10 protein-coding genes are annotated in these 11,657 nt (G+C 44.1%); 7 read left to right on the top strand and 3 right to left on the bottom strand.

The features are described 5' to 3' along the window. Window positions 1-272 precede the first annotated feature (272 nt). Window positions 273-2,261, top strand: coding sequence for a penicillin-binding transpeptidase domain-containing protein (locus tag M3226_RS29135; protein ID WP_308212011.1), 1,989 nt, complete (start codon window positions 273-275; stop codon window positions 2,259-2,261). Window positions 2,262-2,626: 365 nt separating this feature from the next. Next, window positions 2,627-3,271 carry a DUF4352 domain-containing protein gene (locus M3226_RS29130; protein WP_251572738.1) on the top strand — a complete coding sequence of 215 codons (645 nt, stop codon included), beginning with the start codon at window positions 2,627-2,629 and terminating at the stop codon, window positions 3,269-3,271. Between the two features lie 242 nt (window positions 3,272-3,513). On the opposite strand, the gene M3226_RS29125 is transcribed toward M3226_RS29130, so the two are convergent. Both M3226_RS29125 and M3226_RS29120 read right to left on the bottom strand, forming a co-directional pair. Then, the gene (locus M3226_RS29125; protein ID WP_251572735.1) at window positions 3,514-6,579 is read right to left on the bottom strand and encodes a rhamnogalacturonan lyase family protein; all 3,066 of its coding nucleotides are present in this window, start codon (window positions 6,577-6,579) and stop codon (window positions 3,514-3,516) included. Window positions 6,580-6,963: 384 nt separating this feature from the next. Further along, entirely contained in the window at window positions 6,964-7,275 is a 312-nt protein-coding gene (locus tag M3226_RS29120; protein ID WP_251572733.1) for an MGMT family protein, read from the bottom strand. Between the two features lie 647 nt (window positions 7,276-7,922). Between M3226_RS29120 and spoIIID the strand changes: the two genes are divergently transcribed. The 5 genes from spoIIID (at window position 7,923) to M3226_RS29095 (ending at window position 11,042) form a co-directional block, all read left to right on the top strand. Next, window positions 7,923-8,195, top strand: a complete 273-nt coding sequence (gene spoIIID, locus M3226_RS29115) for a sporulation transcriptional regulator SpoIIID (RefSeq protein ID WP_040207082.1) — start codon at window positions 7,923-7,925, stop codon at window positions 8,193-8,195. 266 nt (window positions 8,196-8,461) lie between these two features. Beyond that, window positions 8,462-9,463, top strand: a complete 1,002-nt coding sequence (locus tag M3226_RS29110) for a rod shape-determining protein (protein ID WP_098527830.1) — start codon at window positions 8,462-8,464, stop codon at window positions 9,461-9,463. 253 nt (window positions 9,464-9,716) lie between these two features. Next, window positions 9,717-10,019 (top strand): DNA-directed RNA polymerase subunit beta, encoded by a 303-nt coding sequence (locus M3226_RS29105; RefSeq protein ID WP_251572731.1) that lies wholly within the window; start codon window positions 9,717-9,719, stop codon window positions 10,017-10,019. Between the two features lie 73 nt (window positions 10,020-10,092). After that, on the top strand, window positions 10,093-10,527 hold the full coding sequence (fabZ, locus tag M3226_RS29100) for a 3-hydroxyacyl-ACP dehydratase FabZ (RefSeq protein WP_251572729.1): 435 nt from the start codon (window positions 10,093-10,095) through the stop codon (window positions 10,525-10,527). A gap of 104 nt (window positions 10,528-10,631) precedes the next feature. After that, on the top strand, window positions 10,632-11,042 hold the full coding sequence (locus tag M3226_RS29095; RefSeq protein WP_251572727.1) for a hypothetical protein: 411 nt from the start codon (window positions 10,632-10,634) through the stop codon (window positions 11,040-11,042). 30 nt (window positions 11,043-11,072) lie between these two features. Here the strand turns inward: M3226_RS29095 and M3226_RS29090 are convergent, their stop codons facing one another. Further along, the gene (locus tag M3226_RS29090; protein WP_251572726.1) at window positions 11,073-11,333 is read right to left on the bottom strand and encodes a hypothetical protein; all 261 of its coding nucleotides are present in this window, start codon (window positions 11,331-11,333) and stop codon (window positions 11,073-11,075) included. Window positions 11,334-11,657 lie beyond the last annotated feature (324 nt).

Raw genomic sequence — 11,657 nt, 5'->3', positions numbered from 1 at the left:
GTTCTCATGCTTCCGAAGCATGAGAACCGTCCCCGCGCTCCCTTTTTGAGCAAAAAAAATCCGGCACAATGGCCGGATTATCAAAGGGGGTTTGAATAAGTGTGAATAAACATAGTATAGCGCCTAGATATGAACAAACTATTAATAAACGATTAATATTTTCTAAAAATATGATTTTCGATGGGAGAGGAGCTTGAACTCATTTTTAAAACCGTTTCCTCGGGTATGTATGTTAAAATGGTAATAAAAGGAGGGATTTGGTTTTGAAAAAAGTGATAGGGATCCTGCTCCTGCTCGTCATTACCGCTCTTGCAGGCTGCAGCAAGGAACCCACCCCAGAACAGCGATTCTCCGATTACATAGCCTTATGGAACCAGCAAAAGTTTACGAAAATGTATGATTATCTTTCTAGTGATGCAAAAAAGAATATCACCAAGGAACAGTTTGCAAGTCGCTATCAAAAACTCTACGATGATCTTCAGATTAACAACCTCAAGATTGACTTCAAAAAGCCGAAAGAGAGTCAGGGCGACAAGGAACAAGCCCAATATTCTTTTACCACCAGCATGGATAGTATCGCTGGACCGATAAAATATACACAGCAAGCTAGATTGCAAGAAGAAAAAAGAGACGATAACAAGAACTGGTATATAGACTGGAATACGGAATTTATTTTTAAAGGATTAAAAGAAGGCGACACGATTGGCGTGAGCACGACAGCGCCGAAACGAGGCGAGATCCTTGACCGCAACGGCTCAGGTCTGGCGGTGAATGGCCAGGTGTACGAGGTCGGAGTGGTCGCAGGAAAGGCGGATGATCCTGTCATTGCGCAGTTGGCTCCCTTGTTAAAAATGACGCCGGAGCAGATTAAGAAGGCGCTCGGGGCAAGCTGGGTGAAGCCAGGGCAGTTCGTACCCTTGAGGAAGGTGTCGATGGACGACAAGGAACGGATCACACAGTTGGTCGCACTGGAGCCGGTCCAGACGCGCAAGGTAGATGCGCGGGTTTATCCTAATGGGCAGTCTGCGGCACAGCTTATTGGCTATGTGGGGGCGATTACAGCAGACGAACTTGAGAAGCTCAAAGATAAGGGCTACACGAGCAGCGATGTGATTGGAAAGCGCGGCCTTGAACAGGTGCTGGATGAGCAGCTGAAGGGGACGAGCGGCGTGAAGATTGTCATCAAGAAAAAGGCCGCCGGGGCAGCGAATGTGGTGCTGGCCGAAAAGCCGGTGGTTGACGGCAAGGATGTCAAGCTGACGATTGATGCTGAGCTGCAGAAATCGGTGTTTACCGAGATGGGCGGGGAAGCTGGTACTGCGGCGGCAATGAATCCGTTAACCGGTGAGACACTTGCGCTTGTCAGCAGTCCGTCGTTTGACCCGAATCAAGCAGTCCTTGGTTTTTCTGCGGAAGAATGGAAGACACTTCAGGATGATCCAAAGAAGCCGTTGACGACGCGGTTTAAGCAGGCGTATGCGCCGGGATCGGTGATGAAACCATTGACGGCCGCGGTTGGTTTGACGAATGGGATGATTGTGCCGGGTGAAGCGGTGCCGATCATCGGCAAGCAATGGCAAAAGGATAAATCCTGGGGTAAGTACTTTGTGACAAGAGTTCATGCGGGTACAGATCCTGTTAACCTGGAAAAAGCACTCGTGTATTCCGATAATATTTATTTTGCACAGGCAGCCTTGAAGATCGGGAAAGACAAGTTTGTGGACGGGTTGAAAAGGTTTGGATTTGAAGAGGATCTTGGCTATCCGTACCCACTTGAGAAGTCGATGACCGGTTCGATGGGAAATGATATTGCAGTCGCTGACTCAGGCTATGGTCAGGGTCAGGTAGAGATGAGTATTGTCCATTTGTTGTCTGCTTATACTCCATTTGTGAATGGCAGCGGCAATATGATCAAACCGATTCTGCTGGCGGATGAGCAGCAGGGGCAGGTTTGGAAGAATGCGGTAGTTTCAGCTGAGAACGCTAAGCTACTTAGCGCAGATTTGCGTAAGATTGTGAGCGACCCTAAAGGCACCGCACATGCGGCGGAGATTTCAGGGTATCCGTTAGCAGGCAAGACGGGGACAGCGGAGATTAAGCAGAAGCAAGGCGAAACGGGCACCGAAAATGGCTGGTTTATTGCTTATAATGCGGATAATCCGAGCTTGCTGGTGGCGATGATGGTCGAGAATGTGCAGGGCCGGGGCGGATCAACTGTACCGGTGAAAAAAGTGAAGAGTGTGTTTGAGAAATGGAAATAAGATGGGGGCACAAGTGATTTTTTATGTCACTTGTGCTTTTTTATTGGGGAAAAAGGGAGGGACACGTGATTTTAGAGCAGGGAAATTAGTGGACTAGAGCTTACCTGCTTTATAAAAAAACACCAGTCAACATTCGCATTTTTAGAAAATAATAACCGAGTATTGAAATTACCGACCCATGATCCAAAAACAGAAGAAAGGCTTAGAATGAAGTAGGAAAATAGTCATCGGTTTACTATAAAAAAATATTATTAGGTTATTTTAGTTCATGACCTTAGTATTAATTTATTTTCAAAATATAACAAATTAAGACAATATTAGTGTATTATGTAATAGAAAATACATAAAATTTTGGGGGAATACCTATGTCGAAGTTAGTGTCATGTAAAGCTTGTCAGAAAGAGATTGCCAAAGGCGTTAAGAAATGTCCCAGCTGTGGAAAAGATCAGCGCAACTGGTTCATGAGACACAAAATATTATCCTTTATAGGGTTTGTTGTTGTGCTTGGTATCATTGGGAGTCTAGGTAGTGGCGGTAGTGATACGGCATCAACTTCTACTAAGTCAACTGCCGTGGAAAAAGAGAAACAGGAAACTACTTATAAAGTAGGAGATGTTATTTCCATTGATGATAAGGTTCAAGTCAGTGTAACGAAGGTGGAGGAAAAAGCACAAGTAGGAAGTGAATTTGTAAACAAGAAAGCTTCTGACGGCGGAACGCTTGTTGCATTACAATTAACTGTTAAGAACATCTCAAAAAAACCAATCGGATCATTCTCATTACCAAACTTTAAATTAGTAGACCAAGAGGGCACAGAATATGATTCGGATATAGATGCTACTTCCAGCTATGCAGTAGAAACTGATATCGATAACTCTAAAATCATGAGTGATTTGAATCCTGGCATTCAAGTAAATGATGTACAAGTGTTTGAGATTTCTAAAGAAGCATACGCAAGTGGCAAATGGTTCGTCCAAGTTGATGGAGATATGAAGGTTGAAATCAAATAAAAAAACAGTGTAGGCTCACAGACAATGAGAGCCTATTTTTTTTTCACCATAATTTAGCTTAAAATGAAGACAAGATGAAACGTTGATTGCAAAACCCTTGTAATGATTGTTGCCGAAATTTTTTGGTTGTGAATGGAGAGGGGGTTTCCTCGGAACCAACTGTATCAACCACTTGCCAAAAAAATAGAGGATCACGAAAAGGTTAGGCAGATAGATAAATCTGCCTAACCTCATCCACAAACCTACATATTCCACTCCACAATCAAATCCTGAGCATCCGCCGTTAATTTGGTCTTCAAAGCAGCATCGATGTTACCGAGCTGCTTGATAAAATCCTCCAAAAATTTCGCAGCCTGATCCGGTCTGCCAATCTCTAACTGATGCTGAGCCTGATCCAGTTTATTTTTTAAAACAGGTGTATTTAACTCAAGGTCTACGGTGTGCTTCAGGGCTTGCAGGCTTGGTGTGTAATCCACACCTGGTGCCTTCAATTTGCCGGCAGAGACCGTGTCTTTAATATCCTCGCCAAGGTAAAAACCAATGTGCGGCGGCTGATTGTAGGCGCTATTCTGCATGCCGATTCCGTTTTTGTACAAAGGATCCTGCATCAAGGTGTACAGTCTGTAGTTAGTCGGGATGGTCGTACTAAACACTCGAAGCTCTGTATCATCGGTTGTTGGCAGGAGAACCTCTTCACGCCAGTCGCCAAGGATATCAGCTTGCAGCGTTGGCGTCGCCTTTGTACCGTTATTACTATGAACACCTGCAAAAGATTTCAAAGGATCGACCTTACCTGTGTTCTCGTTGTATTTCGTAATAGATGTGTCATCTAGCAATTCCTGCAACAGGTCTCCGTCCCAATAAAGGGCAAAGTTAGTCGATAGGCCGCTTGGCTTTTTGTCTGCTTCGACACCGCCTTGGACATTGTAAATCCCGCCGCCTGTTGCAACCGTTGATCCGGCCGCTCCCCAGAACTCATACCCAGGGCTCGAGGTGATGTTTGCGGCCACACCACGGCCTGCGTCAACGGATGCGTAGAAGGACTTTAAAGTTTCCCCTGTTGCCCCGTCATGCAGCTCCTCAGAGGCTACAGCCGGGATTTCATGGACTTCAAAGACACTAAGCCCTTCACGGTCAGGATCAAATGCCCCGACGTGTGACGCATCGCCATGGGAGCCTTGTTCGCGCCCCATATTACCGTCCATTGTATAAAGAATACTGCCATCCTGATCAAGCGTCAGGGAACCTGCGATGATTTCATCATAGCCATCATTATCCACATCACCAGTAGATAAATTGTGGAAACCTAAGCTGCCGCCGCGGCCCTCTTTAGCGGAGTCAAACGTCCATTCCTCCTTCAGCTTGCCATCGACTAAGCTATAAGCGGCAAAGGTGGTACGCTCGTAATAACCTCTTCCAATAATCGCACTTGGTTTTTTACCATCCAAGTAAGCTACACCGGATAGGAAACGGTCGGAACGGTTAAACCACGTGTCACCCCATGAAGCGCCGCCGTCTTCTTCGCCAACAGGGAAGGCATAATCAATGGTATCAATGACCTTACCTGTTTCCCCATTGAAAACGGACATATATTCAGGCCCGCCAAAGACATGGCCGCCGGAGTTAACATATTTGCCATCATCCTCTGGGTGACCGATTGCACTGACGACCTTACTGCGGTCAAATTTTCCATCAGTAGCACCGTATGTTTTCGTACCATCTGCTGTTTTAATGAGGAATTCACTTTTTCCATCGCCATCAAAATCTGCGACAACAAATTGATTGTAATGCGCGCCAGATGTAAGGTTATGGCCCATATTCATCCGCCATAACAGGGTGCCATCCAATTTGTAGGCATCAAAAATGGTTGGGCCTGTTGGGGTGGCAAAGGAACTGTCAATGGCGTTTGATGGGTACCATTTGACAATGACCTCCAGCTCGCCGTCACCGTCCAAATCGCCAACACCGGAGTCGTTCACCGAGTAGGTATAGGCTTGACCATTGGAAAGGGTGCCGCCTTCTGGTTTTTGCATTGGGATGGATAGATAATCCTTACTTGCTGCTTTCACTTCATTTTTCTCAGTGGATTTACCATTTACCAGTGTTTCCACCGTGTAAGTGTCCTCAGGAGAACCTGCGGCATCATTGTAGTTAGTAACATCAAGTGACTCGATATTCAATTTCTCGCCATTCCGGTACACATTGAACTTCACGTCTTTGTCATATTCATCTGCAAGTAAACGCCAGCTCACAAAAATGCCGTCAGTTGATTTAAGAGCAATGACACCTCTGTCAAGGAACTCCGTTTGCCTGTCTGTTTCAGGTGGTGTCAGGCGATTATAAACATAGATTTTTGCGGTCTTGTTAAAAGAATTCGCAATTCCTTCAGTTTCAGCAAGGGTGCCTTTAAACTCGTATACCCCTGCTTCACTAGGGTTCCATTCCTTGCCAACCGTTTCCCACTTCGTTACAGCGACATCTCGTTTACTATTATCGGCAAGCGAGACGTTAACGGTTTTAGGAAGACCAATGGATGCGATGTCTTTTGTTGTTTTATCTACATAGACACGGTGGTATGGTAGTTTTTCGACCATATATAGGGTGTTATCCGCAACAGGGACATTGGAAACTTCGACATTATCCAGATAGGTGTTCCATGTTTCATTATTTCCGGCTGTCCGGATACCGACGAGCCTCATGCTGGCGACGGAGCCATCAAATAGGGAGCTGTCGATAGGTGAGGTATGTTCTTCTATCGCAGTGCCATTTTGATCGGCTATTTTTAAGCTTACTTGATTGGTGCTGATATCAAAATTAACCTCAAAATGGTACCAGGCCTCTGGATTAGTGATGCTCGTTTTCGTTGGAGCTTGACCGCGTGCGAAAAAAGTCAGCGGGGACTTGTTGGTATTGTTTAGGGTGAAGACAATGTTGCCTGAGCTGTCCAGGAGTCTAAATTCGCCGCCATTTTCATCGGGAGTCGAGCCTTTATCATTGATTTTGCCAGGATACCAGTCGAATTTAACAAGAATGTTTTGCCCTTTCGCTGCAGTGTCAAGGTTCTTGGTAGCCACGCGGCCGCCTTTTTGGTCGACAACGCTGTATTGGAGCTTGGAGGTGGCGTTACCACCGACATTATCTTTATTAATAGTGAGGGTCGCATTTGCGGTTGTAAATCCCCATGGATCGTTATTTTCAAAATCAGTACTTGAAAATGTTTTGTAGTCTGTAACAGCACTTGCATATGGAAGATTTGAAAAAATAAGGCCTAATGTGGTTGCAATAGCAAAGATTTTTGTTTTCCCCAATTCGTTTCACTCCTTTGTTTTTTGGACCAAGGATAGAGGTTTTTCATGGTGAAGGTCTCTCCTGAGAATGTTGCTTAAGATTTTTGAAAAATTTCCCCCTTTCGTCGTTAGATTGTGATTACCAGTTGGATGCAAACGATTTCAAAAAATGAAAACCTAGTAAAACATCCATAACGTTATGAATGTTAGCACCAGGCTGATCAGCCCGTCTATGAGACATTTTTGCAATAAAAAAAGCCTTGGGGCTCAAGGCTTTCACGAGAATTGGACTTTTTTTCTGTGATGTTACTTTTTTGAAAAATAGTTCTTTGGATTCGGCCGCGTGGCGGTTTCTGGGAGATTCCTCCTATGTTTGATCGGGCCTGATGGAAGAGCAGATTATCTCTATTCCTCAGGGTGGAATTGATATTTTTTCAAATCAATGACGCCATTCAATCCAATTTCAACACCTTCACCTTCAAGGGAGAACAGCTGCTCATGGTAGGATTCGTCGTCTGAGAGGGCGATCTTACCTTGGCTATTGATGACACGGTGCCAGGGAAGCTGATATTTCCTGCTCATCGAGTGAAGGACACGAACAACCTGGCGGGCGGCACGGGGGCTTCCGGCAAGCGCGGCAATTTGGCCATAAGTCATGACCTTGCCCTCCGGGATGCTGCGAATAATTTGTATGACATTTTCCGTAAATGGGGTCATGAAGGAAGATCCTTTCCAAGTGATTATTAAGTAAGCATAATTTATGATAGGACCATTATATAATATTTTGAACAGGCAAGTAGAGTCTTCCCGTGGCTGGACTAGCGGGAGAATTTAAATTTTTCCAGGCCACTCTTTGCAAAAATCGATAAACAAATTGCATTAAAATAACATTTTTTTAAAAAAATCCTTCGACAAAATTCTGCACATGGCATTAGGCCATTCACGTTTTGAATAGAGGAGAAACCCTTGGGAGACGTGGCTTTCCGGCGAATGTCGAAAAAACCGACATTGTCCTATTTTCGAAAAGATTCTTGACCCGCCATATCCCGATTGTCTATTTTGTGCATAAACCCTTATCCAAGCTAATAAAATGGTTACAAACCTTTACAAAGAGAGTGTTTGAGGTGAGGAGTCGTTTGAAGATAGCGGGTATTCAGCCGGGGACATGATTATTCATTGTATTGACAGAAGGTAACCACTTTCTGCCGTGTGGAACAAATATGCAGCCAGTGTCCGCCTAGCGTGGATAATGTCTTTTTGTGGTGCCTGTCACCATTAACACTACACACGGAAGTAGAATTCGTCGAAGTGATAAGCGGGTCTCATTTCACACTTCTCACATCCAATTTAGGGAGGGCGAGAGTGTGCACGATTACATCAAAGAGAGAACTATCAAGATTGGAAAGTATATCGTGGAGACGAGGAAAACGGTTCGCGTCATTGCGAAGGAGTTTGGCGTATCCAAAAGTACGGTCCATAAGGATTTGACAGAAAGACTTCCTGAGATTAATCCAGATTTGGCAAATGAGGTAAAGGAAATTCTAGATTACCATAAATCAATTCGTCACCTCAGGGGTGGAGAGGCGACAAAAATGAAATATCAAAAAGAAGAAAAGGAAGGCGAGGCTGTAAAGTAAGTTTAAGTCACTTTCCAAAGGAACCTCATTTAACGAAGAAACTTCCATTGAAACCTAAAAAAAGGTGAAACAAGCAATCTGATCCCAGATTGCTCTTTTCATGCAAACAGTTCGATTTTTTATCCAGAACTCCTAAACTTCAACAAAAATCCTCAAAACGACATTATAATTACATTAAATTGTTATGGAAAACTTAAGGAATATGGTACAATTGTCAATTAGGGAAAGTATCTGGATTTTTGTTTCCAAGGAGGAAAGAAAAGAGAATGTTTGCAAGGGATATTGGGATTGACTTAGGAACGGCCAACGTGCTAATTCACGTAAAAGGCCGTGGAATTGTACTGAATGAACCTTCCGTCGTGGCGATTGATAAAAATACAAATAGGGTTTTAGCTGTAGGTGAAGAAGCACGCCGCATGGTCGGCCGTACACCTGGAAACATCGTGGCGATCCGACCGCTTAAAGATGGCGTAATCGCTGACTTTGATGTAACAGAAGCGATGCTAAAGCACTTTATTAATAAATTAAACGTAAAAGGCTTTCTATCGAAGCCGCGCATCCTAATCTGCTGTCCAACGAACATCACTAGCGTTGAGCAAAAGGCGATCAGGGAAGCTGCTGAAAAAAGCGGCGGTAAAAAGATTTACTTGGAAGAAGAGCCAAAGGTTGCGGCAATTGGTGCCGGTATGGACATCTTCCAGCCAAGCGGTAACATGGTAGTAGATATCGGGGGAGGAACAACAGATGTGGCCGTACTTTCAATGGGCGATATCGTAACTTCTTCCTCCATTAAAATGGCCGGCGATAAGTTCGACATGGAGATCCTCAACCATATCAAGCGCGAGTACAAGCTATTGATTGGGGAGCGCACGGCTGAAAATATTAAAATTAACATCGGTACCGTTTTCCCAGGTTCCCGCAAAGAGGAAATGGAAATTCGCGGCCGTGACATGGTGAGCGGACTGCCTCGTACTATTACCGTTTATTCTGAAGAAATCGAAGGCGCATTGCGTGAATCAGTGGCTGTTATCGTTCAAGCAGCAAAAAGTGTACTTGAGCGTACCCCGCCAGAACTTTCTGCCGATATTATTGACCGCGGAGTGATTCTAACCGGAGGCGGTGCATTGCTGCACGGCATCGACATGCTCCTTGCTGAAGAACTGAAGGTACCAGTATTGGTTGCTGAAAACCCAATGGATTGCGTAGCAATCGGCACAGGCATCATGCTTGATAACATCGACCGCATTCCAAACCGCAAACTAGGATAAAAATAAACCCAACAAAAGTCTAATGAACCAGGCTGGACAAGCCTCACGTCATTGGGCTTTTTTACTTGGGAGCATGGGGACGTTTCTTGCGCTTCCAGAGAAGCATGAGAAACGTCCCCATGCTCCTTCCAGAAAATAAATAATGAGTATTTCGGAATAATTTTTTATAATAGTGATATTAAACCGGTTATAATATGTATTAACTCGCCAAATTTGTGGAAAACGCGGAATTTGGTTAAAGGGGAATTAACGAATGACAGGAAATAATGGACAGGTCAGAACGAGAGAAGAACATAAAAAGGCAAAACAAGAGGTACTGCAATCCACCAAAGTGGTAGAGAAGACAGATTCCACACCAGTACCTCAAGCCCAAAAACGAGTTCGGATTCGCTTGATTCCGGTCTGGCTTCGTCTTGTTCTTTTATTAGTTAGTGTATTTATTTGTGTGACAGCGGGAGCAGCGGTTGGATATGGTATGCTTGGCGGGGGAAATGTGGGAGACGTATTTAAAGAATCAACATGGACGCATATAATCGATTTAGTCGATAAGAAATAACCAGGAAGGGAGTAATTGCCCTTCCTATTTCTATATAGTAGAATGGAATCAGTTACTAGGAGGAGGTACTAAAATGTTGGATATCGAACAAATCAAAGAAATCATCCCGCACCGCTACCCATTTTTACTTGTGGACCGTATCTTGGAAGTAGAAGAAGGCAAGAGAGCGGTCGGTATAAAAAATGTGTCTGCGAATGAAGAGTTTTTTAACGGTCACTTCCCAGACTATCCTGTTATGCCCGGCGTACTCATCGTTGAGGCACTTGCGCAGGTCGGGGCTGTCGCGATGTTAAAAAAAGAAGAGAACCGCGGCCGCTTAGCCTTTTTTGCAGGAATTGACAATTGCCGTTTTAAAAAGCAAGTCAAACCTGGTGATCAGCTTCGCCTCGAAGTGGAAATGACTCGTTTGCGCGGCCCAATCGGCAAGGGGAAAGCAGTTGCGACGGTCGACGGTGAAATTGCTTGTGAAGCAGAAATCACGTTTGCGCTTGGAGAGAAAAAGGAATAGTTTACAACACGGCTGGGGGATCTCAGTCGTTTTTTTTTGGATAAAAGTAATCAAATGGAGGGTACCCTAAGAAGGCAAATCGATTTTAGAAAGGGGATCTTATCTTGAAGAATAAGCTTTTTCACTTACTCATTGGGTCTATCTTGTCGGGGGTACTTTTAGTGGGCTGTAACAATAATGATGATAATCGAAATGTGCCAATCACCGATAATAAAATTCAAAATCCTGGTACCGATAACAAAATAAGGGACAATATCCAAAATCCCACCAATAACAACCTAAGGAATAATATCCAAAATCCTGCCGATAACAATCTAAGGGATGACAATAACAACGGCTTAGGCGATAACAATAATATCGACGATGATGACGTAAACGACAATGATCGTTTTAGAAATACAAATGATACAAACACTGATACTGACAAAGACCCAATAAAAGATAGAAACACAAAGCAAGAGGAAATCATCGAGGATGACCTTGATACGAACGACCGTAACCATCGAGACCGATAAAAAAAGGGACAGGCGAACCTGTCCTTTTCCTCAAGAAAATCCGTTGACCATTAGTGCCGCAGCTAAAGCAATCAGGACAATGATCACAATATAGACAAGAATCGCTAGTATCGTAATGATCCATCCTGCCACCTTACGGCCTGTTTTAATAAAATAAATCCCCAACGCAATCGGACCGAAAATAAAACCTAAAATAGCCCACAGCCAACGGCTTTTGTTATGCTTGGGTGCATCAATGAACAAAAAAATGGCAAATGCTAAACTAATAAGAAAACCAATCAAACTCTCCAAAAAAACTCCCCCTTTGTCATTTAAGTATCCCCTAAAAATACCCAAAAAGGCAACAAAAAATTCATAAAGAAAATCGCAAGCGCCTTGGTCAGCCCCGATATAGGGCGACTTGTCGACTGGCCTGCGAAAGCAAGGTCAAAGACTAGTCGCCCGTAATGCGTACAGAAAGCGATAGCTTTATGTAGCCAGCATAAGACGAGCCGGCCGAAAGGTTGCTTTTTAACCTTTTGGACAAATTGTTCTAAATGTGGAGGCGTGTCTGGGACTCTAGACTAAGACGTACCCTGCAAGAAGGCGCATTTTGCCTTCTTCAGGGGGTGGCTA

Source organism: Neobacillus cucumis, from assembly GCF_023715505.1.
Note: the sequence above shows the minus strand (reverse complement) of the source record. Positions and strands in the feature narration are given on the sequence as shown.

Excerpts from the sequence above, each read along its gene's own strand:
- M3226_RS29130 (WP_251572738.1), top strand. The coding sequence starts at position 2,627 with ATGTCGAAGTTAGTGTCATGTAAAGCTTGTCAGAAAGAGATTGCCAAA.
- M3226_RS29120 (WP_251572733.1), bottom strand. The coding sequence starts at position 7,275 with ATGACCCCATTTACGGAAAATGTCATACAAATTATTCGCAGCATCCCG.
- M3226_RS29110 (WP_098527830.1), top strand. The coding sequence starts at position 8,462 with ATGTTTGCAAGGGATATTGGGATTGACTTAGGAACGGCCAACGTGCTA.
- M3226_RS29105 (WP_251572731.1), top strand. The coding sequence starts at position 9,717 with ATGACAGGAAATAATGGACAGGTCAGAACGAGAGAAGAACATAAAAAG.
- fabZ (WP_251572729.1), top strand. The coding sequence starts at position 10,093 with ATGTTGGATATCGAACAAATCAAAGAAATCATCCCGCACCGCTACCCA.